At 71.8% G+C, this 21,783-nt stretch carries 23 protein-coding genes; 6 read left to right on the top strand and 17 right to left on the bottom strand.

Features of this window, described 5'->3' with window-relative positions:
- Positions 1-43 precede the first annotated feature (43 nt).
- Together IS481_RS02280 and glmS are read right to left on the bottom strand one after the other, a co-directional pair.
- Entirely contained in the window at positions 44-850 is an 807-nt protein-coding gene (locus IS481_RS02280; RefSeq protein ID WP_104358760.1) for an alpha/beta fold hydrolase, read from the bottom strand.
- A gap of 336 nt (positions 851-1,186) precedes the next feature.
- Positions 1,187-3,070 (bottom strand): glutamine--fructose-6-phosphate transaminase (isomerizing), encoded by a 1,884-nt coding sequence (gene glmS / locus IS481_RS02275; protein WP_104358761.1) that lies wholly within the window; start codon positions 3,068-3,070, stop codon positions 1,187-1,189.
- Positions 3,071-3,221: 151 nt separating this feature from the next.
- Here glmS and IS481_RS02270 point away from each other — a divergent pair, with 151 nt between their 5' ends.
- Positions 3,222-3,722, top strand: a complete 501-nt coding sequence (locus IS481_RS02270) for an Lrp/AsnC family transcriptional regulator (protein WP_104358762.1) — start codon at positions 3,222-3,224, stop codon at positions 3,720-3,722.
- 7 nt (positions 3,723-3,729) lie between these two features.
- On the opposite strand, the gene IS481_RS02265 is transcribed toward IS481_RS02270, so the two are convergent.
- The 7 genes from IS481_RS02265 to IS481_RS02235 all read right to left on the bottom strand — a co-directional run bounded on the left by IS481_RS02265 (position 3,730) and on the right by IS481_RS02235 (position 9,938).
- On the bottom strand, positions 3,730-5,148 hold the full coding sequence (locus IS481_RS02265; RefSeq protein WP_104358763.1) for a GGDEF domain-containing protein: 1,419 nt from the start codon (positions 5,146-5,148) through the stop codon (positions 3,730-3,732).
- 262 nt (positions 5,149-5,410) lie between these two features.
- The gene (locus IS481_RS02260) at positions 5,411-5,656 is read right to left on the bottom strand and encodes a cysteine-rich CWC family protein (RefSeq protein WP_104358764.1); all 246 of its coding nucleotides are present in this window, start codon (positions 5,654-5,656) and stop codon (positions 5,411-5,413) included.
- Complete coding sequence (gene glmU / locus IS481_RS02255; RefSeq protein WP_114699309.1) at positions 5,653-7,038, bottom strand: bifunctional UDP-N-acetylglucosamine diphosphorylase/glucosamine-1-phosphate N-acetyltransferase GlmU; 1,386 nt, start codon at positions 7,036-7,038, stop codon at positions 5,653-5,655. Before glmU ends, IS481_RS02260 begins: the two co-directional genes overlap by 4 nt.
- Before the next feature lie 98 nt (positions 7,039-7,136).
- The gene (locus tag IS481_RS02250) at positions 7,137-7,781 is read right to left on the bottom strand and encodes a DUF4136 domain-containing protein (RefSeq protein WP_104358765.1); all 645 of its coding nucleotides are present in this window, start codon (positions 7,779-7,781) and stop codon (positions 7,137-7,139) included.
- A gap of 21 nt (positions 7,782-7,802) precedes the next feature.
- Complete coding sequence (ttcA, locus tag IS481_RS02245; RefSeq protein ID WP_104358766.1) at positions 7,803-8,747, bottom strand: tRNA 2-thiocytidine(32) synthetase TtcA; 945 nt, start codon at positions 8,745-8,747, stop codon at positions 7,803-7,805.
- Positions 8,744-9,148, bottom strand: a complete 405-nt coding sequence (locus tag IS481_RS02240; protein ID WP_104358767.1) for a dihydroneopterin aldolase — start codon at positions 9,146-9,148, stop codon at positions 8,744-8,746. Before IS481_RS02240 ends, ttcA begins: the two co-directional genes overlap by 4 nt.
- A 1-nt stretch (position 9,149) precedes the next feature.
- Complete coding sequence (locus IS481_RS02235; RefSeq protein ID WP_104358768.1) at positions 9,150-9,938, bottom strand: SDR family oxidoreductase; 789 nt, start codon at positions 9,936-9,938, stop codon at positions 9,150-9,152.
- An 18-nt stretch (positions 9,939-9,956) separates the two neighbouring features.
- Here IS481_RS02235 and IS481_RS02230 point away from each other — a divergent pair, with 18 nt between their 5' ends.
- Complete coding sequence (locus IS481_RS02230; protein ID WP_104358769.1) at positions 9,957-11,099, top strand: class I SAM-dependent methyltransferase; 1,143 nt, start codon at positions 9,957-9,959, stop codon at positions 11,097-11,099.
- Between the two features lie 7 nt (positions 11,100-11,106).
- Positions 11,107-11,301, top strand: a complete 195-nt coding sequence (locus IS481_RS02225) for a DUF2905 domain-containing protein (protein ID WP_104358770.1) — start codon at positions 11,107-11,109, stop codon at positions 11,299-11,301.
- Between the two features lie 8 nt (positions 11,302-11,309).
- On the opposite strand, the gene IS481_RS02220 is transcribed toward IS481_RS02225, so the two are convergent.
- The 3 genes from IS481_RS02220 to IS481_RS02210 all read right to left on the bottom strand — a co-directional run bounded on the left by IS481_RS02220 (position 11,310) and on the right by IS481_RS02210 (position 14,659).
- Positions 11,310-11,690, bottom strand: coding sequence for a hypothetical protein (locus tag IS481_RS02220; RefSeq protein ID WP_104358771.1), 381 nt, complete (start codon positions 11,688-11,690; stop codon positions 11,310-11,312).
- A 172-nt stretch (positions 11,691-11,862) separates the two neighbouring features.
- Positions 11,863-13,287, bottom strand: coding sequence for a YdgA family protein (locus tag IS481_RS02215; RefSeq protein WP_104358772.1), 1,425 nt, complete (start codon positions 13,285-13,287; stop codon positions 11,863-11,865).
- Positions 13,288-13,426: 139 nt separating this feature from the next.
- On the bottom strand, positions 13,427-14,659 hold the full coding sequence (locus tag IS481_RS02210; RefSeq protein WP_104358773.1) for a multifunctional CCA addition/repair protein: 1,233 nt from the start codon (positions 14,657-14,659) through the stop codon (positions 13,427-13,429).
- 211 nt (positions 14,660-14,870) lie between these two features.
- Here IS481_RS02210 and IS481_RS02205 point away from each other — a divergent pair, with 211 nt between their 5' ends.
- A complete protein-coding gene (locus IS481_RS02205) occupies positions 14,871-15,380 on the top strand; it encodes an FxDxF family PEP-CTERM protein (protein ID WP_170067489.1) in 510 nt (169 codons plus the stop codon).
- A gap of 74 nt (positions 15,381-15,454) precedes the next feature.
- On the opposite strand, the gene IS481_RS02200 is transcribed toward IS481_RS02205, so the two are convergent.
- The 3 genes from IS481_RS02200 to IS481_RS02190 form a co-directional block, all read right to left on the bottom strand.
- Positions 15,455-16,135 carry a glutathione S-transferase family protein gene (locus IS481_RS02200; protein ID WP_104358775.1) on the bottom strand — a complete coding sequence of 227 codons (681 nt, stop codon included), beginning with the start codon at positions 16,133-16,135 and terminating at the stop codon, positions 15,455-15,457.
- 121 nt (positions 16,136-16,256) lie between these two features.
- Positions 16,257-17,219 (bottom strand): complex I NDUFA9 subunit family protein, encoded by a 963-nt coding sequence (locus tag IS481_RS02195; protein ID WP_419186832.1) that lies wholly within the window; start codon positions 17,217-17,219, stop codon positions 16,257-16,259.
- Positions 17,220-17,257: 38 nt separating this feature from the next.
- Positions 17,258-19,294, bottom strand: coding sequence for a lytic transglycosylase domain-containing protein (locus IS481_RS02190; protein WP_104358776.1), 2,037 nt, complete (start codon positions 19,292-19,294; stop codon positions 17,258-17,260).
- Here IS481_RS02190 and IS481_RS02185 point away from each other — a divergent pair.
- Positions 19,293-19,883: a 5-formyltetrahydrofolate cyclo-ligase gene (locus IS481_RS02185; protein ID WP_104358777.1), complete on the top strand. Its 591-nt coding sequence runs from the start codon at positions 19,293-19,295 to the stop codon at positions 19,881-19,883. The genes IS481_RS02190 and IS481_RS02185 overlap by 2 nt on opposite strands.
- Before the next feature lie 12 nt (positions 19,884-19,895).
- Here the strand turns inward: IS481_RS02185 and IS481_RS02180 are convergent, their stop codons facing one another.
- Positions 19,896-20,891, bottom strand: coding sequence for a LysR substrate-binding domain-containing protein (locus IS481_RS02180; protein WP_104358778.1), 996 nt, complete (start codon positions 20,889-20,891; stop codon positions 19,896-19,898).
- Positions 20,892-20,995: 104 nt separating this feature from the next.
- Between IS481_RS02180 and IS481_RS02175 the strand changes: the two genes are divergently transcribed.
- Positions 20,996-21,382: a DUF2917 domain-containing protein gene (locus tag IS481_RS02175; RefSeq protein WP_104358779.1), complete on the top strand. Its 387-nt coding sequence runs from the start codon at positions 20,996-20,998 to the stop codon at positions 21,380-21,382.
- Here the strand turns inward: IS481_RS02175 and IS481_RS02170 are convergent.
- The gene (locus tag IS481_RS02170) at positions 21,324-21,746 is read right to left on the bottom strand and encodes a TfoX/Sxy family protein (RefSeq protein WP_104358780.1); all 423 of its coding nucleotides are present in this window, start codon (positions 21,744-21,746) and stop codon (positions 21,324-21,326) included. The two genes, IS481_RS02175 and IS481_RS02170, sit on opposite strands and share 59 nt — an antisense overlap.
- Positions 21,747-21,783 lie beyond the last annotated feature (37 nt).

The raw sequence follows: 21,783 nt of genomic DNA, 5'->3' as shown, positions 1-21,783 counted from the left end.
GCGAGCCATGCCGGCGTGAAGTCGGTAAGAGAGGCCCGGGCCTTCAGGCCACCGGGGCCGCCGGAGCCACGTGGGCGGCGAGGAACTGCTGCACCTCGGCGATCACCCACTCGGGCTGCTCCCGGTGCGGGAAATGCCCGCCCGGCGACAGCACGCGCCGCACCACCGGCCCCCGCACGCCGGCGGCGATGCGCTCCTGGTGGGCCAGCGACCCGTACTCGTCCCGGTCGCCGTGGATGCACAGCACCGGGCAGCGCACCTGCGCCAGCCGCTCGTCCAGGGTCCAGGTGCTGAACTCCTCCGACAGCCAGGTGCCCAGCCACGCCTCCAGCACCCAGGCTGCCTTGTCGCCGTGATACTTCTGCAGCCGCTCCAGCTGCCCCGGCTGCGCGAACCGCGCCTGCGCCTCGCGCAGCCCGTCCAGCGTCACCGATTCGACGAACGCCTGCGCCGAGATCGTCACCAGCCCGACGCAGGCCTGCGGATACGCCGCCGCCACGCACACGCCCATGCCGCCGCCCACGCTGTGGCCCAGCACGACGAACTGCTCCAGCCCGAAGTGCCGCACCACCGCCGCGAAGTCGCCATGCGCCTCGTCGCGCACGAAGCTCGTCGGCAGCCGGTCGTGCCGCGCGTCCGACTGGCCGAACCCCAGCCGGTCATAGGCGATCACCTGCCGCCCGGTGGCTTGGGCCAGGCGCTCGGGGAAGTCGCGCCAGAGGGCGACGCTGCCGAGGGAGTCGTGCAGGAGGATGAGCGATGGCGCGCGCTGCGGCACCGGCGGGGTCCAGGACTGGACATGCAGTGAACCGTGGGGAGTCTGGATGCGATGGGTGTCGGGCGAGATCATGCAGGAACGGGCTTCAAGGGATTGCCACGGACCGTAACCCGGATGGTCTCGTCGCACCATCCGCAAGGACCAGGCGGTCAACGCTGTGGCTTGCGCCACGTCCCGAGCAGGCGAGTGCACTTGCGTACTCGCTGTAGATGCACTCAAGTATTTCCCTGTCCGTGCTTAGCCTTGTCTTCTTCATGGTGTCCAGTTCGATGTCGATCGCATTCTGCCGATCGCCCCATGTGCCCCTCTCTACTCTGACTGGGAAGCTGGTGCAGCGCAGGTTCGCGATCAGAGCGACCGGTCGGACAGACGTTGTGGGCGATCGCGTCCGTCCAGGATCAGCCCAAGTCACTCCACCGTCACCGACTTCGCCAGATTCCGCGGCTTGTCCACGTCCGTCCCCCGCGCGCAGGCGGTGTGGTAGGCCAGCAGCTGCAGCGGCACCACGTGCAGGATGGGGGACAGCGGGCCGTAGTGCTCGGGCATGCGGATCACGTGGATGCCGGGCTCGCTTTCGATGCGGGTGTCGGCGTCGGCAAAGACGAACAGCTCGCCGCCGCGCGCGCGCACTTCCTGCATGTTGCTCTTGAGCTTCTCGAGCAGCGCGTCGTTGGGCGCCACCGTCACCACCGGCATCGCGGCGGTCACCAGCGCCAGCGGCCCGTGCTTGAGCTCGCCGGCCGGGTAGGCCTCGGCGTGGATGTAGCTGATTTCCTTGAGCTTGAGCGCGCCTTCCAGCGCGATCGGGTAGTGCAGGCCGCGGCCCAGGAACAGCGCGTTCTCCTTGCGCGCGAACTCCTCGGCCCAGGCGATCACCTGGGGCTCGAGCGCGAGCACGGCCTGCAGCGCCACGGGCAGGTGGCGCAGCGCCTTGATGTGGGTGGCTTCCTGTTCCTCGGTCAGGTGGCCGCGCACCTGCGCGAGCGCCAGCGTCAGCAGGAACAGCGCCGCCAGCTGCGTCGTGAAGGCCTTGGTCGAGGCCACGCCGATTTCGACGCCGGCGCGCGTGATGTAGGCGAGCTTGCACTCGCGCACCATCGCACTGGTGGCGACGTTGCAGATGGTCAGCGTGTGCGCCATGCCCAGCGACCGCGCGTGCTTGAGCGCGGCGATGGTGTCGGCCGTCTCGCCCGACTGCGAGATCGTCACGACCAGCGTCTTCGGGTTGGGCACGCTGTCGCGGTAGCGGTATTCGCTCGCGATCTCGACGCTGGTGGGGATCTTCGCGATCGACTCGAGCCAGTACTTGGCGGTGGAGCCGGCGTAGTAGCTGGTGCCGCAGGCCAGGATCAGCACCTGCTCGACGTCCTTGAACACCGCATAGGCACCGTCGCCGAACAGCTCGGGCGTGATGCTCTCGATGTCGGCGATGGTGTCGCCCACCGCGCGCGGCTGCTCGAAGATCTCCTTCTGCATGTAGTGGCGGTAGGGGCCCAGCTCGGCTGCGCCGGTGTGCGCGAGCACGGTACGCACCGGGCGCTCGACGCGCGCGAAGCGGCCGGGCACCTCGGCGCCGGCGGCCGATTCGATCCAGTACTTGCCCAGCTGCAGGTCGACGACGTCGCCTTCCTCCAGGTAGATGATCTGGTCGGTCACGCCGGCCAGCGCCATCGCGTCGGAGGCGAGGAAGTTCTCGTCCGCGCCCTCGGCCGTGCCCACGCCCAGCACCAGCGGCGAGCCCTCGCGCGCGCCGACCACGCGGTGCGGCTCGTCGCGGCAGAACACCGCGATCGCGTAGGCGCCCTTGAGCTTGAGCGTGGCGCGCTTGACCGCGTCGAACAGGTCGCCGTCGTAGAGCTGGTCGATCAGGTGCGCGATGACCTCGGTGTCGGTCTGGCTGGCGAACACGTAGCCCTTGGCGATCAGCTCCTGGCGCAGCTCGTCGTGGTTCTCGATGATGCCGTTGTGCACCAGCGCGATGCGCCCCGGCCGCGAGGCGTAGGCCTCGGCCCCCGGCCCGTGCGAGAAATGCGGATGGGCGTTGTGCACCGCCGGCGCGCCATGGGTGGCCCAGCGGGTGTGGGCGATGCCGGTGTAGCCCTCGACGCCTTCGGCGGCCACCAGCGCGTCCAGCTCGGCCACGCGCGAGGTGCTGCGCGAGCGGCGCAGCTCGCCGGCCTGGTGCACCGCGACGCCGCAGGAGTCATAGCCGCGGTACTCGAGCCGCTTCAGGCCTTCGATGAGGATGGGGACGATGTTGCGTTGGCTGACCGCGCCGACGATGCCGCACATGGCGAACTCCTGGACAAAAGACAAAGGTGTGGACCGGGTCCGCGCATGGTAGGGAGGGCATCAAGAAATTTTCTTGCAATATATGGTCCCATATGGCGGAATAGGATTGAACGGCTTTCGTACGGCGATTTACTTCACACAGCCACACCACATGCAAGATTCCACCACTCCACCCCCTCATCTGGATGCCCTGGACCTGCGCCTGCTGGAGCAGCTGCAGCGCGACGCGTCGCTGAGCAACCAGGCCCTGGCGGAGCAGGTGCACGTCTCGCCGGCCACCTGCCTGCGGCGGGTCAGGCGGCTGGTGGACGCCGGCATCATCGAGCGGCGCGTCGCACTGCTGTCGATCGACGGCTGGAACGCGGGGCTGACCACCATCATCGAGGTGACGCTGGACCAGCAGTCGGCCGAGAAGCTGGACGCCTTCGAGGCGCGCGCGGTGGCCGAGCCGGCGGTGCAGCAGTGCTACCGCACCAGCGGCGGGCCGGACTTCGTGCTGGTGACGCACGTGCGCGACATGGATGGCTACCACGCGCTGGTCCGGCGCCTGCTGACCAGCGACCTGAACGTGCGCAACGTGAAGGCGTATTTCTCGGTCAAGCGCGCCAAGTTCGAGCCGGCACTGGCGCTGCCGCCGGCACCACCCCGGTAGGGGCCGCTCAGCCGGCCGCTGCCGGCGCGGCGCCCCCGGCGGGGTCGTCCACGGTCTCCTCGCCGTGCATCGCGCAACGGTCGCGGCCCTGGCGCTTCGCGACATACAGCGCCACGTCGGCGCGGCGCAGCAGCTCGTCGACCGCGCGCTCGGGCAGCAGGCGGCCCTGGTGGGCGATGCCGATGCTCACCGTGGCGTGCAGGGGCCCGACCTCGCCGGACGACAGCGCGAAGGGCTGCGCACGGGTGGCCTCGCACAGGCGCTGCGCGACGGACTGCGCCTCGGCGCGCGAGATGCCGGGCAGCACCATCGCGAACTCCTCCCCGCCCAGCCGGCCGAACAGGTCGCTCGGCCGCAGCCTGGCCTGCAGGCGCTCGGCAAAGCCGCGCAGCACGTCGTCGCCCACGGCGTGACCGTGCCGGTCGTTGATCTGCTTGAAGTGGTCGATGTCCAGCATCAGCACGGCCACCGGGAACGCCTCGGGGCGCGCCAGCAGGCGTTCGCTGCGCTCGATGAAGGCCGCGCGCGACAGCACGCCGGTCAGCGCATCGAAGGTGGCCGCGTGCTGCAGCCGGCCCAGCAGTTCGTTGCGCAGCGTCTGGGTACAGGCCACCGCGAGCGGACCGAGCGACAGCAGCGCCAGCGCGACGCGCATCGAGGCCACCTCCTCCATCACCTCGGGGGTGTAGGCCATCATGCCCATCGACAGCGTCACCGATTTCACGGTGCCGACCACCAGGCACAGCACCGTGGTCGTGAACAGGCGGTAGCGCAGCGCGCACCACAGCAGCGCCGGCACGCCGAAGCCCAGCGCGCCCGGCCCGCCCATCAGGTGCGCCAGCAGTTCGGAGGCGACCAGCACGGCCGCCGGCGCCAGGCTCACGCAGGACACCCGCGGCGGCGAGCGCAGCCAGGTCCAGTCCGGCCACCGCGGTGCACACAGCACGGCCGGCAGCATCAGCATGTAGTTCATGAACTCGCTGGTGAACCACATCAGGAAGGTGCGACGCGGCTCGCTGCCGAACAGCACCGGCCCCATCGCGAAGGCCACCAGCGCCGCGGCGAAGGCGGCGACCACGCAGCCGAACAGCAGGTACAGCGGCGACAGCTGGTCGCCGAGCAGCGCCGCGCGGCGCGGCACGCGCTGGAAGTAGAGCCACCCGGCGAGCACCCCGGCCAGGTTGGCCGCCGACAGCCACAGTGCCTTCAGCGGCGCATCGCCCATCAGCAGCGCGGACGTCACGAGCGCCAGCGCCCCCACGCTCCAGGCCACCGCGGAGGATCCCAGGCGCTGCGAACGCACCATCATGCCCAGCATCACCGCGTTGGCAGGCCAGAACGAGGCGAGCATGTTGAGCGGACGCGACAAGGTGCCCAGGACGGCCGCGGTGAAGACCAGCCCGCCGAGCAACAGCAGCGCACGCATGTCCGCCCGTCCGGCGGCATCGCCCGTCGCGTCGGGCAAAGGCCGCGGGGTCGGCGCGGGAGCAGGATTCGACATGTCAGGCCGCAAGGTGCGAGGTGTGGAAAGCGTACATCTTGGTACAAATCGGCCGGGCCGGCGTGCGGCCTCCTGCGAGCGGCCGCGCGCGAGTGAACAAATGCGCACCGGATCGCGCACGCCTCACCCGAATGGGGGAGGCGGCGTTACAACAGGGGGCCGCCATGCCGCCCCGGAGGCGCCGTGCTCACCCGGACGAGGCGGTGCGGCTCCAGGCCTCGACGCAGTGCCGGCAGATGCAGGCGCGGCCGCGCGCCTCGGGCGGGACGCGTGCCAGCAGCTCGGGCGGGAAGCTCAGCGTGGTGCACCAGCACGGGCCGCCGTCGCCGCAGGCCGAGGTGCCGCAGCCGGCCGCGGGCGCCATGCTGCACGCATTGGGGCGGCCGCACAGCGGGCAGGCCGCCGGGTCGGGCGGGGCCGGCGGCGTCGTCATGCCTTCTTGCGCGGGCGCGTCCAGCCCGGCACGGTGACCTGGCGCGCGCGCGCCACGGTCAGCTGGCCGGCGGGCGCGTCCTTGCTGATGGTGCTGCCGCCGCCGATGGTGGCGCCGGCGCCGATCGTGACCGGCGCGATCAGCACGCAGTTCGAGCCCACGTGCACGTCGTCCCCGATCACGGTGCGGTGCTTGTTGGCGCCGTCGTAGTTGGCGGTGATGCTGCCCGCGCCGTAGTTGACGCGCTCGCCCACCGTCGCATCCCCGAGGTAGGCCAGGTGGTTGGCCTTGGCCCCGCGCGCGAGCGTGGAGTTCTTCACCTCGACGAAGTTGCCGATGTGCACCTCGGCGCCGAGCACCGCGCCCGGGCGCAGCCGCGCGAACGGGCCGACCAGCGCGCCTTCGCCGACCTCGACACCCAGCTTCTCGCCGTCGATGTGGGTGTAGGGATGGATCACCGCGCCGGCGGCGATGCGCGCGTTGCGGATCACGCAGTTGGCGCCGATGCGCACGCCGTCGCCCAGCACCACCTGGCCTTCGAAGACGCAGTTGACGTCGATCTCGACATCCATGCCGCATTCCAGCGTGCCGCGCAGGTCGAAGCGCGCCGGGTCGGCCAGTCGCACGCCGGCTTCCATCAGGCGCTCGGCCTGCTGGCGCTGGTAGCGGCGCTCCAGGTCGGCCAGCTGCGAGGGGCTGTTGACGCCCAGCACCTCGGTCTCGCTGCGCGGGTGCGCGGCCACCACCGGCACGCCGTCGGCCACGGCCATCGCGACGATGTCGGTCAGGTAGTACTCGCCCTGGGCGTTGTCGTTGCGCAGGCGGCCGAGCCACTGCTTCAGCCGCGCGGTGGGCACGGCCATCATGCCGGTGTAGATCTCGCGGATGCCGCGCTGCTCGGGCGTGGCGTCCTTGTGCTCGACGATGCCCAGCACGTCGCCGTCGGGCGCGCCGCCGCGGCGCAGGATGCGGCCGTAGCCGGTCGGGTCGTCGAGCGCGATGGTCAGCAGCGCCAGGCGCTGGCCGCCGCAGGCTTCGACCAGTGCCCGCGCGGTCTCGGGCGCGATCAGCGGCACGTCGCCGTTGAGGATCAGCGTGGTGCCTTCGGGCGACAGCGCCGGTGCGGCCTGCTGCACCGCATGCCCGGTGCCGAGCTGCGGCTCCTGGCGCACGAACTGCAGGCCCGGCGCCTGCACCGCCGCTTCCACCTGCGCCGCGCCGTGGCCGGTGATCACGACGATGCGGTCGGCCGCGAGCGCGGTGGCGGTCTGCACCACGTGCTGCAGCAGCGCACGGCCACCCAGCGTGTGCAGGACCTTGGGGCGGTTGGACTTCATGCGGGTGCCCTTGCCCGCGGCCATGATGACGACGTCGAGTGCCATGCTGTGTGTTGGGGGAGGGATCTCTGGTGCGTACCGCGGGATTATCGGCGCGCGGCCGCGCCCTGCCTTCCCCCTGCTTGCGGTGCCTGCGGCGCGCGTCATGGCGCCGGTGCACTGGCGCCCGAGGCGGGCGCCGCGGCGTTGCCCGCATCGCGCGGGATCTCGATGCGCACGCGCCGCGGGTTGACGGCGGGCAGCGGGAAGTCCTTCATCGCCGCCTCGAACAGCGCGGCGCGGATCGGGTCGTCGGCCCAGCGCCCGTCGTGGCGGGCATGGCTTTCGTAGAGGACCTGCTGGGTCTTCGCGTCGCGGATCAGCACCGCGGCGTCGAACACGTAGTACGGCGAGGGCATGCTCCACGACAGCCCCATGCCCCAGCCGGGCCGCAAGCCCCGCCCGTAGTACAGGCCGCCCCAGGGGTGCCAGGGGTAGGGGTCGTCCCAGGGCGCGCGGTCGTAGTAGGTCTGGCCCAGGCCGACCTGGATGGTCACCTCGCCGCGCCCCTGCTCGGCCAGGCGGAAGCCCGCCTTCTCCAGCGCGGGCAGCGCCAGGCGTTCGATCTTCGCCTGCGCCTCGGCGTTGGCCTGCTGCGAGGGCAGGCGCTCGAAGGTGAAGGTGCCGGGCTGGCGCGAGGCCGGCCATTGCGTGTAGCTGCGCACGTCGCTCTCGACCAGCCGCACGGTCGAACAGCCGGCCAGCAGGGCGAGCAGCAGGGTCGCGGTCAGCGCTTTCCAGAACGGCATCTCACACCTCCAGGGGCAGGCTCATTCGTCGAGCTTCAGCTGCACGACCGCCGTGGCCGGCGGCGTCATGCAGTCCTCGTCGTCGTCGAAGGCCTTGTCGCCTCCAGCATCCGGCGTGCCGGTCGGTTGGAGGCTGGTGAAGGGATACAGGTTCCGGTCCATCAGGTGCGAGGGCACCACGTTCTGCAGCGCGGTGAACATGTTCTTGATGCGCCCGGGGTACTTGCGGTCCCACTCGCGCAGCATGGCCTTGATCTGCTTGCGCTGCAGGTTCTCCTGGCTGCCGCACAGGCTGCACGGGATGATCGGGAACTGGCGGAATTCGGCCCAGCGCTCCAGGTCGACCTCGTTGACGTAGGCCAGCGGCCGGATCACCACGTGCCTGCCGTCGTCGCTCACCAGCTTCGGCGGCATGCCCTTGAGCTTGCCGCCGAAGAACATGTTGAGGAAGAAGGTCTGCAGCATGTCGTCGCGGTGGTGGCCCAGCGCGATCTTGGTCGCGCCCAGCTCGCTGGCGACGCGGTACAGCACGCCGCGGCGCAGGCGCGAGCACAGGCTGCACATGGTCTTGCCCTCGGGCACCACGCGCTTGACGATCGAGTAGGTGTCCTGCTCCTCGATGTGGAACGGCACGCCGCGGCTCTTCAGGTACTCGGGCAGCACGTGCTCCGGGAAGCCGGGCTGCTTCTGGTCCAGGTTGACCGCGACGATGTCGAAGTGCAGCGGCGCGCGCTTCTGCAGGTTCAGCAGGATGTCCAGCAGCGAGTAGGAATCCTTGCCGCCGGACAGGCACACCATCACCTTGTCGCCCGGCTCGATCATGTTGTAGTCGGCGATCGCCTGCCCGACCAGGCGGTGCAGGCGCTTGCCGAGCTTGTGGTTCTCGAACGCGAGCTTCGCGGCCTTGGCGGCCTCGTCGGCCGTGGCCTGCGGATCGTTGCCGGGGGGCTGCAGCACGGCGCTCATGGCTGCGTCTCCGTCTTGACGTGGAACACCTCGACACCCACGGCGTCGCAGTCGGGATAGACGTCGGGCTTCTGCGTCGCGACCCGCACGGCCTTGACCTGCGGGTGCGCCAGCATCATGCGCGCGATGTCGTCGCACAGCGTCTCCTGCAGGTGGATGTGCCCCTGCTTGACGCGCTCGGCGATGCTGCGGCGCATGAAGTCGTAGTCCACCACTTCCTCGAGCCGGTCGGCCTTGGGCGTGGACGACGCCAGCGGGATGTAGAGGTCGACGTCGATCAGGACGCGCTGTTCGCCGCGCTTCTCGAAATCGTGCACGCCGATGTTGATCCACACCTCGTAGTTGGACAGGAACAGCCGCCTGCAGTGGATCAGGCTCGGATGGTTCAGCAGGCTATGCATTTCAGTTTTCCTTGGTTCCGGCCTCGGCCAGGAACATCACGTCGCGCGGCTGCGCGGCCAGGTGCTGGCCACCGTCGACCAGCAGGGTGGTGCCGGTGATGGCCGGCGATTCGATCAGGAAGCGCACCGCGCGCGCCACGTCGGCCGGCGTGGACGAACGCTGCAGCGGCGTCAGGCGGTGGGCCGCCCGGAACTGCGCCTCGCTCATCGGCCCGGAGACCAGCGTCACGCCGGGCGCCACGCCCGCGACCCGCACCGCCGGGGCCAGCGCCTGGGCGAGCAGCGTCGTCGCCGCTTCCAGCGCGGCCTTGGACAGCGTGTACGAGAAGTAGTCCGGGTTGGGGTTCCACAGCTTCTGGTCCAGCAGGTTGACCACGCAACCGGTGGCCCCGCGGGCGCTCACGTGCGCATGCAGCGCCTGCGCCAGCAGCACCGGCGCGGCGGTGTTGGCGCGCCAGTGGCGCTCCATCGCGGCATGGGAGAAGCTGCCGGCGTCGTCGAACTCGAACAGCGAGGCGTTGTTGACCACCGCATCGACCCGCCCGAAGCACGCCGCCACCGCCGGCAGCAGCGCCCGGCAGGCGGCCTCGTCGGCCAGGTCGGCGGCGAACATCTCCGCCCGCACGCCCTGCCCCCGCAGCGCCTCGACGCACCCGGCGGCCTCGGCCTCGGAGTGCCGGTAGTGCACGGCCACGTCATGGCCGCCGCGCGCCAGCTCGAGCGCGATCTCGCGCCCCAGCCGCCGGGCGGCGCCGGTCACGAGCACGACGGGACGGGAGGGGGATGGCATGCTTTCTACAATGCAGCGATGCAGCACGAAGAACCCGTCAGTGTACCGGCCGACCCGCAGACCGGGTTGCGCGGGCAGATTTGCCAGGCGATCGCCGAGGCGGGCGGCTGGCTGCCCTTCGACCGTTACATGGCGCTGGCCCTGTACGCCCCGGGACTGGGCTACTACGCCAACGACAGCCGCAAGTTCGGCGCCCTGCCCGGCTCGGGCAGCGACTTCGTCACCGCCCCGGAGCTGACCCCGCTGTTCGGCCAGGCGCTGTCGCGCCAGCTGCGCCAGGCCATGGTCGCCACCGGCACCTCGCAGGTGTGGGAGTTCGGCGCCGGCTCCGGCGCGCTGGCGGCGCAGCTGCTCAACGCGCTGGGCAGCGCGTGCAGCAGCTACCACATCGTCGACCTGTCGGGCACGCTGCGCGAGCGCCAGCGCGAGACCATCGCCCGGCTCGCGCCCGAGGCCGTCGACCGCGTGCACTGGCACGACCGGCTGCCCGAGGAGATCCGCGGCGTGGTGGTCGGCAACGAGGTGCTGGACGCGATGCCGGTGCAGCTGCTGCACTGGGACGGCACGCAGTGGCTGGAGCGCGGCGTGGTCGTGCAGGGCGAGGCCTTCGCCTGGGAGGACCGACCGACCCCCCTGCGCCCGCCGGTCGAGGGCCCCTTCGTGCCCGGCACCACGACCGAGGTCCACCCGCAGGCCGAGGCCTTCATCCGCACGCTGGCCGAGCGGCTGACGCGCGGCGCGGCCTTCTTCATCGACTACGGCTTCCCCGAGGCCGAGTACTACCACCCGCAGCGCACCGGCGGCACGCTGATGTGCCACCGCGCGCACCGCGCCGACCCGGACCCGCTGGTCGACGTGGGGCTGAAGGACATCACCGCGCACGTCAACTTCACCGGCATCGCGCTCGCGGGCCAGGACGCCGGCCTGCAGGTGATCGGCTACACCTCGCAGGGCCGCTTCCTGATCAACTGCGGGCTGCTCGAGCTGCTGCCGCCGGCCGAGGCGCAGGACGCGGCGCGGCTGCGCGACCTGGCCGCGGTGCAGAAGCTGGTGGCCGAGCACGAGATGGGCGAGCTGTTCAAGGTGATCGGCTTCTGCCGCGGCGCCGAACTGGACGACGCACTGGGCTTCGCCGCAGGCGACCGCACCCACACGCTCTGAGGACACGATGCTGCGCTGGCTGGTCGTCATCGTGCTGGTGCTGGTGCTGTTCAGCGGCCTGCGCGCCTGGCTGGAGAAGCTCGGGCTGGGGCGGCTGCCGGGCGACTTCCGCTTCCGCATCGGCGGGCGCGAGTGGCACCTGCCGATCGCCAGCACCATCGTGCTGAGCCTGCTGGCGGCACTGATCGCGAAGTTCGTCTGAGGGAGCGCCTAGAGCTCGATCTGCCAGTCGTGCTGGCAGGCGCGGCAGTGCACGCACAGGCGCCCGGCGGGGTCGTCCTCGTCGAGCAACGTCCAGCGCGCATAGGCCTGGCAGCTCGGGCAGACCGCCTGGTGCGCGGCGTTTTCCGCACGCATCAGCAGGAACAGGTAGCGGCGCAGCGCCCACACCCCGATGGCCGCGCTGGCGGCCGCGCAGGCCACCGCGAGCAGGCGGCCCCCCGCCACCTCCTGGAATCCGTAGACCTCCAGGCTGCCCAGCAGCCCGACGGCTGCCAGGATCAGCAGCACCAGGTGGAGGTGGCTCTGGATCAGTTCGCGCTCGTACCACTTGCGAAAGCCGAGCCGCCGGATGGTCTGTGCTGCCTTCATGCTGCCCCCATGGGCCATGACGGACCCTGGCCGGCGCCACGGCCGGCCGATGCCGGGCATCATCGCACCGCGCCGCCGGCCCTGCCAAGCGCAGGGTGTCGGGGCGCGGCGGGCACCAGGAAGCCGGGCAGCGCCCCGGCTCGCGACGGGGAACGTCGTACGGCCGTTCCGCTCAGCGCAGCGCCGACCGGCCGATCGGCAGCGGCTGGCCGTTGAGCAGCAGCCGGCCGGCCTCGTAGCGCACGCTGGCGGTGACGTGCTCGCCCCGGCGCACCAGGTAGCCCTGGTCGGCGAACTGGTCGAGCAGCACCTCGAGCATCTCCGGCTCGGGCGCCGCGCCCGAGGCGCGCAGCTGCGGCTGGTCGAGCAGCCGGGCGATCCAGGCCACCGGCAGGCTCACGTCGGCGCGCGCGCGGGCGCGGGTGGCCAGCAGCTGCAACGGGGGCAGGTCCTTGTCGGCCTCGGTGACGCCCTGCACGCCGAAGGCGTACGAGACCTCGCCGCGCTGTCCGCCCGATTCGACGGCGAGCTTCTCGACCGCGTACTCGGGGTCGTACCGCAGCAGCTGCATCAGGTCGGACTGCAGGGCGGCGAGCTGTGCCAGGGGATCGGCCTCCTCGTCTTCCTCGCAGCTGAAGGATTGCTGCATCAGCGTCTCGACCAGGTGCTGGTAGCTCGGCGCGTGCACGCGCTTGACCGAGGCGACCAGCTCGATGCGGTCGAGCCGGACGCCGTCGAGGCTGCCGCTGCCGTGCAGGCGGCTGGTGGTGTGCAGCAGGTCCTGCTCGGCCGCGCCCTCCGCCTCCAGCGTCAGGTCGGTCAGCGCGAAGAGGAAGGGCCGCACGTCGCCGCCGCCGGGCATCGGCAGCGGCAGGTTCATCTCGACCAGCCCGAGCCGGCCTTCGGTCCTGCCGCTGGCCATCAGCCACGCCGAATCGCCCAGCAGCCGGCCGTCGTTCTTCCAGTGCAGCTCGCTGAGCACCATGCGCACGCCCTGGTCGCTGTCGGACATCTCCAGCCCCGGCATGCTGATCTCCTGGTGGATCGCGCCGTCGTCACCCCCGCCCGTGAAGCGGCCCTGCAGGCCCTGCCACACCACCTGCTGGCCGGGCTTGCCCTCGAGGCGGGCGCGCGGGCTGACCACGCGGGCGTCGTACCGGCGGTCGAACCCGATCGTCGTACGGATCGACAGCGGGGGCTGCCCGTTGAAGGTCTGGACCACGAACGACTGCAGCGCCGGCGGCAGCACCAGCTCGGTCTGCACCGAGGCCGCCCCCCAGGTGCCGCCTTCGAGCAGCGGGCCGTGGCGGATGCGGTCGCGCAGCGTGAACTCCAGCGCCCCCGGCGGCCGGCCGGGCAGGTGGGCGGCCCCGGCACGGTCGCAGCCGAGCTGCACGCTCACGGTGCGGGTCGACGCGAACAGGCCCCGTTCGTAGCCTTGCTCGGTGACCTTGATGAACGGCATCTGGGTCGTCAGCCGGTCGGTCTGCGCGCGCAGGTGCTGCTGCACCTGACGACCCACGAAATGGCTGCTGCCGACGTAGGCAGCGCCCAGGGCAACCACCACGGCGGTGGCTGCAAGCAGCGTCTTCTTCATGACCCTCGTCCCTCGTCGCGCCGCGGGCGGCGCGCCTCCTCATGCACGAAAAAATCGGCCGGGCCTCTCCGGCCTCGGCCGTACAGCGCCCGCGGAGTGTAACAACGGGGTCGTGCCCGGCGCTTCGCCTGGATGGGTGTCAGGCAGGCGCCTCGAGGCGGGCGGCCACCGCCGCCACGCGCGCCTGGTGGATCGCCTGCGCGATCTGTGGCCCCTGCTGCCCGCGCTGCTGCGCCTGGCGCGCCACCTCGGCGGTGGACACCGACTGCGCGGCCTGCAGCGCCGCGAGCAGCCGCTCGCGCTGCGGGTAGGGACGGTCTTCCAGGCCCTGGCGGCCGCGCGCGTCGCATTCGCAGGCCAGCAGCAGCTCCGCGAAGCGCTGCGGGCGACGGAAGGCGTCGCAGCGCTCCAGCAGCCGCACCAGGGCCGCCGCGCCGCATTCGCCGCTGCGGTGCACGTTGCCGTGCTCGCGCGCCACCACTTCGGCCAGCTCGCGGCATTCAGTGGGCACGCGCAGGCGCTCGCTCACCGCGCGCAGCAGCTCGACGCTGCGCTGCTCGTGCCCGTGATGGCGCGGCAGCAGGTGGTCCGGCGTGGTGCCCTTGCCCAGGTCGTGGGTCAGGCAGGCGTAGCGCACCGGCAGGCTGGCCTGCAGCTGCGCGCACATGTCCAGCACCAGCAGCAGGTGCGCGCCGGTGTCGACCTCGGGGTGGTACTCGGGACGTTGCGGCACGCCCCACAGGCGATCGACCTCCGGCAGGATGCGCGCCAGCGCGCCGCAGCCGCGCAGCACCTCGAACATGCGCGAGGGCCTGGCCTCCATCAGGCCGCGCGACAGCTCCTGCCACACGCGCTCGGGCACCAGCGCGTCGACCTCGCCGGCCTCGACCATGCGGCGCATCAGCGCCTGCGTCTCGTCGGCCACGCGGAAGTCGGCAAAGCGCGCCGCAAAGCGCGCCAGCCGCAGGACGCGCACCGGGTCCTCGACGAAGGCCTCGGAGACATGGCGCAGCACGCGCGCGCGCAGGTCGGCCAGCCCGCCGTAGGGGTCGATCAGTTCGCCGTCCTCGGTCTGCGCCATCGCGTTGATGGTGAGGTCGCGGCGCTGCAGGTCCTGCTCGAGCGTGACGTCGGGCGAGGTGTGGAACTCGAAGCCGTGGTAGCCGCGCGCGGTCTTGCGCTCGGTGCGCGCCAGCGCGTATTCCTCGTGCGTCCGGGGATGCAGGAAGACCGGGAAGTCCTTGCCCACCGGCACGTACCCGGCAGCGACCATCGCTTCGGGCGTGGCGCCGACCACGACCCAGTCGCGGTCCTGCACCGGCAACCCGAGCAGGCGATCGCGGACGGCCCCGCCGACCATGTAGACCTTCATGCGGCAAGTGTATCGGCCCGCCTGCACCGCACGGGCGTTACGTCCGCGCGCGCCGCGCAGCCGCCGTGCCTGGCCGGCCCCCGGGGCCACGGGGTGCCGGCGCCGGCACGCGCCCGCTACAACCACATCGCGGGCCGCCTCGCGCCGGACCTTCCCGGCGGGGCGGACTGCGGGGCTGTGCTTGTCCACCATCACCAACCAGGGAGTCTCCATGCAACTCAAGGCATCGTTGGCGGCGCTCGCGCTGTCGGCCATGGCCGGCAGCGCCGTCGCGGTCGATTACGACATCGGCAACCTGTCGACCCTCACCTCGTTCTCGGACGGATCCACCACCTTTGCCGCAGGCGAGGCGATCTCCGACAACTGGTTCTTCTCGATCGGCCCGCTGCCGGCGGATTTCTCCGGCCTGGTCAGCTCGGTCTACACCCAGGCCACCGGCCTGATCGAGGACTTCGCGGTCACGCTGGCCGGGCCGGAAGGCTACCTGGCCAGCTGGACGCCGTTCACCTCCGGCGGCGTGAGCGGCTTCCAGTGGGCCGCCGGCGTCGACACGCTGTGGGCCGGCGACTACACGCTGACGGTCACCGGCACCGCACGGGGCGTCACGACCTATTCGGTGGACTTCACCGCGGCGCCGATCCCCGAGCCGGAGACCTATGCGCTGATGCTCGCCGGACTGGACGTGGTCGGCTACATCGCGCGCCGCCGGCGCAACGGCTGACGCGCCCCGGCAGCGCCATGCCGACGGCAAGGCGAGCCCACGGGCTCGCCTTGCCTTCGTCCGATGGCAGGCGTTCAGCCACGCGACGTGCGGTACGGTTCGTCGAAGTCGAGGAAATCCTGCTCGGCCAGCGCATCGTGCACCCAGGCCTGCATCGCGGGCAGGTCGAGCACGCGCGCCATGTACGCCCCGACCGCCTCGGGCACGGGCACGCCATAGGTGCGAAAGCGCGTGACCACCGGCGCGAAGAAGGCGTCGGCGACGCCGAACGCGCCGAACAGGAAGGGCCCGCCGTGTTCGCGCAGCAGCCCGCTCCACATGCCGGTGAGGCGCTCGACGTCGCGCCCCACCTCCGGCCGGGTGCGCAGCACCTCGGCGCCCACCTCGGGCAACGACGCCTCGATGTTCATCGGGAAGTGCGTGCGCAGCGCGCCGAAGCCCGACTGCATCTCGGCACACACGCTGCGCGCGCGGGCCCGCGCCTGCGCATCGGCCGGCCACAGGCCAAGCGCGGGGAACTTCTCGGCCAGGTACTCGGCGATCGCGAGCGACTCCCACACCGCAAAGCCGTCGTCGACCAGCACCGGCACCTTGCCGGCCGGCGTGACGGCCTGGAGGCGTTCCTTGAACTCGGAGCCCTCGGCGAGGCTCAGCCGCAGCCGCACCTCCTCGAACGGGATGCCCGCCTGGGTCATCAGCACCCAGGGGCGCAGCGACCAGGACGAGTAGTTCTTGTTGCCGATGTACAGCTGCATCGCGGAGCTCCTGCGCGTGGGGGAACGGTGCCCCGCATGCTACCGGGCCGCGCGCGCGGCCGCGTTGCGCTTTTTGCATCGCATTGATGCGGTGCGCGCAAGCGCGGCGCGCCGGTCGCGGTCAGCCGCGGCGCGCGGCCATGCGCCAGAGGTTGCGGCGGTGGTGCGCGCCCCCCTGCCCCAGGTAGAGCGGCGCGATCGCCTCCAGCGCGGCCGGCTCGATGCCCAGCGCACGCAGGTCCGGCAGGCGCCCGCTGGCGACGTTGTCGACGCGCATCGAATCCAGGTTGTCGCGGCTCATCAGCGGCTCGCCCGGCAGCAGCTCCAGCAGCCCGGCCTGCAGCCGGCCGAGCCACGCCGGCAGCGGCACGACGGGGCGTGGCACGCCGGCCCAGCGTCCGGCCAACCGCACCAGATCGGCCAGCGTGTAGACGCGCGGGCCGACGCATTCGTAGACCTGGCCGATGCTGTCGCGGCGCTCCAGGCAGGCGACGACGGCGCGCGCGACATCCTCCACCCACACCGGCTGGAATCTCGCCTGGGCGCCGGCCAGCGGCATGAGCGGGAAGCGCCGCTGCAGCGACGCGAACAGGTTGAGGAAGCGGTCGCGCTCGCCGAAGATCACCGACGGCCGCAGGATGGTCCAGCCCAGGCCGTGGGCGGCGCGCACCGCGTCCTCGCCGCCGGCCTTGGAACGCTGGTAGTGCGACGGCCCGTCGGCGGCCGCGCCCAGCGCGCTGACATGCACCAGCCGGCGCACGCCTGCTTCCTGGCAGGCACGCACCAGCCGGCGCGGCAGCTCCACGTGCACCTTCTGGAAGTCGGCCTCGCGGCCGTGCAGGATCGCCACCAGGTTGACCACCGCATCGGCCTGGCCCAGCGCGTGCCGCAGCTGGGTGTCGTCGTGCACGTCGACCTGGTCGATCACGCAACCCGGCAGCGGCTGCAGGTGCCGCGCATGCCCGAGCCGGCGCGTCAGCACCCGCAACGACCCCGCACCCCCGCCATGCTCGACCAGCTTCTCGCAGACGTGGGTGCCGACGAAGCCACTGCCACCCAGGACCACCACACGACCGATGGCCATGCCCTCACCTCCTGAACGTCTTGGTCGTTCCGGTTGACTCAGGGAAGATCGGCCACCATCGGCGCCTCCTCGGCCGGACGCGGCCCGATGGTGTGCCCCAGCCGCCCGCGCAGCGAGGGCATCTCCCCGCCGTTGAGGCGGGCGGCATAGTAGGTCGCGTTCGCCAGCACGCGCTTGACGTACTCGCGCGTCTCGCTGAACGGGATGTTCTCGACCCAGATGGCCGCGTCGAGCTCCGGCCCCTCGCGCCAGCGGCGCGGCCGCGCCGGCCCGGCGTTGTAGGCCGCCGCCCCCAGCGCCTGCGAGCCCCCCTGGTCGTCCAGCACCAGCTTCAGGTAGCTGGTGCCGAGCATGATGTTGGTGTCACGGTCCGTCAGGCGTGCGGGCGTGTACTGCAGCCCGATCTTGCGCGCGGTCCAGCGCGCGGTGGCCGGCATCAGCTGCATCAGCCCGGACGCGCCCACGTGCGAGCGCGCATCCATGACGAAGCGCGATTCCTGCCGGATCAGCCCGTACACGTAGGCCGGGTCGAGCCCGATCTCGCGCGCGCGCGCCACCACCTCGCGGCGGAACGGCATCGGGTAGCGCTGCTCCAGGTGGAACACCGAGCGGGTGCGCTCGCTGGTGTTGATGCAGCGGTCCCACACCTCGTGTTCGCAGGCCAGGTCGGCGGCGGCCAGCAGCTCGCGCTCGCCGAGGCGGCCGCGGCTGGTGAAGCTGAGCGTCCAGTTCCACTCCCGCACGCCTTCGCTGCGCAGCCCCATCTCGATCAGCTGCAGCGCGCGCACCAGCCCCGGGATGCGGCGCACCGCGCGCTTCTCCTCCCCGGTCAGCGGCACCGGCGGCGTCGGCAACACCAGCGGCTGGCCGAGGTCCTCGGCGGCCAGCAAGCCGTAGTAGTGATGCTGGCCGGCGATCGATTCGAGCATCCGGCGGGCCTCGGCGCGCAGCGGCTCGCCGTCCTGCGCATCGCCCGCGATCGCCTGCAGCGCACGCGCCTTCCAGTAGACCCAGGCGGGGTCGGCCTGCTCGGCCGGGCCCATCGCGTCGATGGCCTGCACCACCTGCTGCCAGCGGCCGGCACGCAGCGCTGCCCGCGCACGCCAGGCCAGCATGTCGGCACTCCAGCGGGTTTCGTCGGCCCCCAGCGAGGCGCGCTGGAAATAGTCCGGCGCCTGCGGCAGCAGCCGCAGCGCGGCCTGCCGGCCTGCGCTGGCCCAGGCCCACGAGGCCAGGTCGGCCGGCAGGCGGGACGACCAGGACTCCAGCTGCGCCGCGGCGACCAGCGGATCGGAGGCGGCAAGCCGCATCAGCGCCAGCGTGGCCAGCTCCGCCTCGGCTCGGCTGCCGGTGCCGGCCTTGCGCGCCAGGAAGCGCGCCGGGTTGTCGTACATCTCGTCGAAGCGCTGCGCCCACTCGGGGCCGACGATGGCCACCGCCTGGCGCGCCTGCGCGCGGCGGTTGACGTCGGCCATCAGCCGCGCCTTGTACCAGAGGTCGGCTTCGGCCAGCCGGCCGGCGCGGTACAGCAACGCCGCCATGAAGCCGCAGCCCTGGTCGGTCGCCGAGGTCTGCGCCAGCCACGCCTGCCGCGCCGCCTCGCTCACGTCGTTGCCGCGCAGGTGGCGCACCACCTGCGCGTAGCAGGCGACCTCGCGGTCGTCCTGCATGCGAAAGCGCGGGAACTCGGCAGCGAAGTTGGACCAGTCCTGGCGGCGGCCGAGCTCGAGCAGCCAGTCGTTGCGCAGCCGGTCCTCGACGTAGGTGTCGGGCCAGCGCGCGTAGAAGGCGTCGAGTTCTTCCTGCGTGGCCGTCGGCAGGCGCAGGTTCAGCTCCCAGTAGTCGGCCCACATGGCCAGGGGATGCTTGCGCGCCATCGCGTTCGCCTTCGCGGCGGCGAGTCGCTGCGCGTCCTTGCGCTGCCAGGCATCGCGCGCTTCGAGGATGGGATCGGCCTGGGATTGCGCGGTGGCGGCCAGTGCCGCCAGTCCCAGCCCGATGGCGGCGGCAAAGGCCGCCAGGGTGCGTCGATATACTGAGGAATTCAAGTCGTTCTCTTGTCGATGATCCTGCATGGCCTGGACCCCGCCCGCCGAGGGGCTTGACCGAGCCGCGATGCGCCGGCACCTGTTGTCCGAGCGGGAGCGCTGGGCCACAGCCGCCCACGCCAACGGCACGTGGCAGGCGGCGCACGACGCGCTCGCCGCCCATCTGCACCAGGTGCTCGCCCAGCTCGAACCGCAGCTGCTGGGCGCGTACTGGCCGATTCGATCTGAATTTAACCCACGGGTTGCATGGCAAGGCGACAAGACCCCGGTCCGCGTGCCGATAGCCTTGCCCTGGGCGCGCAAATCCCCTCGCGAAATGGAATACCGCCGCTGGGACGGACGCGAGCCCGCGACCCATGACGAATGCGGCATCCCGAGCGTCGAAGGCGCCGCGGTCGTGCCCGACGTGGTGCTGGTGCCCTGCGTCGGGTACTCGCCCCAGGGCTTCCGGCTCGGCTACGGCGGCGGCTACTTCGACCGCTGGCTGGAGCGCCATCCGCACGTCACGCCGGTGGGCGTCGCCTGGGCCGACAGCGAGGTCGCCTTCGCGCCCGAGCCGCACGACCTGCCGCTGATGGTGATCGTCACCGAGCGCGGCATCGTCACGCCCGACTGACGCGCCTTCTGCTCAGTCCCGTTCGCCCAGCGTGTCCTCGACGGGGTCGACCTCGCCGATCGCCTCGCGCGTCTGCTGCGCCTGCTGCAGCACCCAGCGACAGAACTGCGCCACCTCGTCGCGCTGGCGCGCGGCACGCGCCGGCACCAGCCAGTAGGCGTACTGGCTCGGCACCCGGTAGGCCGCCGGATCGAAGGGCTCCACCAGCTCCCCCGAGCGCAGCAGCTCGGCGACCAGGGGCAGCCGCGCCAGCGCCACGCCCTGCCCGGCCAGCGCCGCCTGCACCTGCTGGTAGGTGTAGTTGAAGTACAGCCAGCGTTGCGGCTCGAATTCCTTGAGCCCGTGCAGCGACAGCCATTCGCGCCAGCCGATCACGCCCTGGGTCAGGTGCACCGCGTCCTCCTCGAGCAAGGTGTGGTGCGTCAGGTCCTCCGGCCGGCGCAGCGGCCGGCCCTCGCCGCGGTCGCCGCGCTCGACCAGCCACCGGCAGGCCACCGGCGTGTGCACCTCGCCGAACAGCCGCACCGCGCCCTCCGACACCGCCGAGGGCGGGCAGAAGCGCAGCGCGAGGTCGACCTCGCCGCCATCCACGTCGACCATCGCGTCGCTTGCACTGACGCGGATGTCCAGGTCCGGGAACTGGCGCTGGAAGGCTTCCAGGCGCGGGATCAGCCACATCGACGCGAAGGACGCGAAGGTCGTCACGCTGACGGTGCGCCGCCCGCGCGCCTGGCGGATCTGCCGCACGGTGGCGTCGAGCCGGTCCAGCAGCGGCGCCACCGCGCGCAGCAGCGCCGCGCCGGCGTTGGTCAGCTCGACATGCCGCGTGCCGCGCAGGAACAGCGGCGCACCGATCTCGTCCTCCAGCCCCTGGATCTGCCGGCTGATCGCCGACTGGGTCAGGTGCAGCTCCTCGGCCGCCAGCCGGAAGTTCAGGTGGCGCGCCACGGCCTCGAAGGCACGCAGCGGCCCCACGCCCAGGGGCCGCTGCCGGATGTTGCGATTCATGCGTCCTCCTCATCAATCCCGCGCAAACGTCTCATTGGACCACGCTTTGTGCGGCGCCTAGCATTCAATGCACAGAGACCTCCACACCGAGCGAAGGAAGCAACATGGAACGCGCCCTCCCCCAGGAACTGATGCCTCAATCGCAACAATCCCGTGCGCATGACCACCTGCGCCCGGGCACGGCGGTGACGCTGCGGGCGCGCACGGCGGCGCAGCTGAAGGTGCACAGCGGCCGGCTGTGGGTGACGCCCAGCAGCACCGCCCGGCAGCCCTCGGCCGACCTGGTGCTGCACGCCGGCGAGACGCTGATGCTTGCCGCCGGACAGGAAGCGGTGCTGGAAGGCTGGCCCGAGGCGCGCTACGAACTGGTGCCCGCGGCAGCCGCGCGCAAGGCCCGGCTGCCGGGACGCGTGGGCGCCTTGCTGCGCGCGCTCAGTGCTTCGCGCCGCGCGGGCGCGCCCGCCCCTGCGCCGCAGTGCTGCTCTTCCTGAGCGCCGGCTTCGCCGCCCGGGCCCGCAGCGCCGCCTCCAGCGCCAGCCGGGCCCAGGGCCGCATCAGCGCGGGCGACTCCATCGCCTCGTCGGGCGGCGTGTAGTAGCTCGTCGCGACCAGCCGCCCGCGGGCGGTGAAGACGAACGGCTCGCCGCCTGCCGCCTCCCACTGCGGCCGCGTCTGCGCGTCGACCTTGAGGTACAGGCGCTCGCCGGCGATCAGGCCGAACATCAGCCCGTCGAGGTAGATCCCGTGGCCGCCGAACATGCGCAGCACCTGGCAAGGGCCGAGCGAACCCAGCAGCTCCAGGCAGTGTTCGGTGTATTCGTCGTGAGGAGAAGACGTCCTGGCGAGCGTGGCCATGGACGCCAGTGTAGGCACGGGCACGCCGCGGCGCACC

Source organism: Caldimonas thermodepolymerans (assembly GCF_015476235.1).
GTDB classification, from domain to species: Bacteria; Pseudomonadota; Gammaproteobacteria; order Burkholderiales; family Burkholderiaceae_C; genus Caldimonas; species Caldimonas thermodepolymerans.
This window is presented reverse-complemented; position numbering and strand designations above follow the sequence as displayed.

Bases quoted from the DNA above. Each gene is read 5' to 3' on its own strand.
- IS481_RS02280 (WP_104358760.1), bottom strand. From the start codon at position 850: ATGATCTCGCCCGACACCCATCGCATCCAGACTCCCCACGGTTCACTG.
- glmS (WP_104358761.1), bottom strand. From the start codon at position 3,070: ATGTGCGGCATCGTCGGCGCGGTCAGCCAACGCAACATCGTCCCCATC.
- IS481_RS02270 (WP_104358762.1), top strand. From the start codon at position 3,222: ATGCAAGATTCCACCACTCCACCCCCTCATCTGGATGCCCTGGACCTG.
- IS481_RS02265 (WP_104358763.1), bottom strand. From the start codon at position 5,148: ATGCGTGCGCTGCTGTTGCTCGGCGGGCTGGTCTTCACCGCGGCCGTC.
- IS481_RS02260 (WP_104358764.1), bottom strand. From the start codon at position 5,656: ATGACGACGCCGCCGGCCCCGCCCGACCCGGCGGCCTGCCCGCTGTGC.
- glmU (WP_114699309.1), bottom strand. From the start codon at position 7,038: ATGGCACTCGACGTCGTCATCATGGCCGCGGGCAAGGGCACCCGCATG.
- IS481_RS02250 (WP_104358765.1), bottom strand. From the start codon at position 7,781: ATGCCGTTCTGGAAAGCGCTGACCGCGACCCTGCTGCTCGCCCTGCTG.
- ttcA (WP_104358766.1), bottom strand. From the start codon at position 8,747: ATGAGCGCCGTGCTGCAGCCCCCCGGCAACGATCCGCAGGCCACGGCC.
- IS481_RS02240 (WP_104358767.1), bottom strand. From the start codon at position 9,148: ATGCATAGCCTGCTGAACCATCCGAGCCTGATCCACTGCAGGCGGCTG.
- IS481_RS02235 (WP_104358768.1), bottom strand. From the start codon at position 9,938: ATGCCATCCCCCTCCCGTCCCGTCGTGCTCGTGACCGGCGCCGCCCGG.
- IS481_RS02230 (WP_104358769.1), top strand. From the start codon at position 9,957: ATGCAGCACGAAGAACCCGTCAGTGTACCGGCCGACCCGCAGACCGGG.
- IS481_RS02225 (WP_104358770.1), top strand. From the start codon at position 11,107: ATGCTGCGCTGGCTGGTCGTCATCGTGCTGGTGCTGGTGCTGTTCAGC.
- IS481_RS02220 (WP_104358771.1), bottom strand. From the start codon at position 11,690: ATGAAGGCAGCACAGACCATCCGGCGGCTCGGCTTTCGCAAGTGGTAC.
- IS481_RS02215 (WP_104358772.1), bottom strand. From the start codon at position 13,287: ATGAAGAAGACGCTGCTTGCAGCCACCGCCGTGGTGGTTGCCCTGGGC.
- IS481_RS02210 (WP_104358773.1), bottom strand. From the start codon at position 14,659: ATGAAGGTCTACATGGTCGGCGGGGCCGTCCGCGATCGCCTGCTCGGG.
- IS481_RS02205 (WP_170067489.1), top strand. From the start codon at position 14,871: ATGCAACTCAAGGCATCGTTGGCGGCGCTCGCGCTGTCGGCCATGGCC.
- IS481_RS02200 (WP_104358775.1), bottom strand. From the start codon at position 16,135: ATGCAGCTGTACATCGGCAACAAGAACTACTCGTCCTGGTCGCTGCGC.
- IS481_RS02195 (WP_419186832.1), bottom strand. From the start codon at position 17,219: ATGGCCATCGGTCGTGTGGTGGTCCTGGGTGGCAGTGGCTTCGTCGGC.
- IS481_RS02185 (WP_104358777.1), top strand. From the start codon at position 19,293: ATGGCCTGGACCCCGCCCGCCGAGGGGCTTGACCGAGCCGCGATGCGC.
- IS481_RS02190 (WP_104358776.1), bottom strand. From the start codon at position 19,294: ATGCAGGATCATCGACAAGAGAACGACTTGAATTCCTCAGTATATCGA.
- IS481_RS02180 (WP_104358778.1), bottom strand. From the start codon at position 20,891: ATGAATCGCAACATCCGGCAGCGGCCCCTGGGCGTGGGGCCGCTGCGT.
- IS481_RS02175 (WP_104358779.1), top strand. From the start codon at position 20,996: ATGGAACGCGCCCTCCCCCAGGAACTGATGCCTCAATCGCAACAATCC.
- IS481_RS02170 (WP_104358780.1), bottom strand. From the start codon at position 21,746: ATGGCCACGCTCGCCAGGACGTCTTCTCCTCACGACGAATACACCGAA.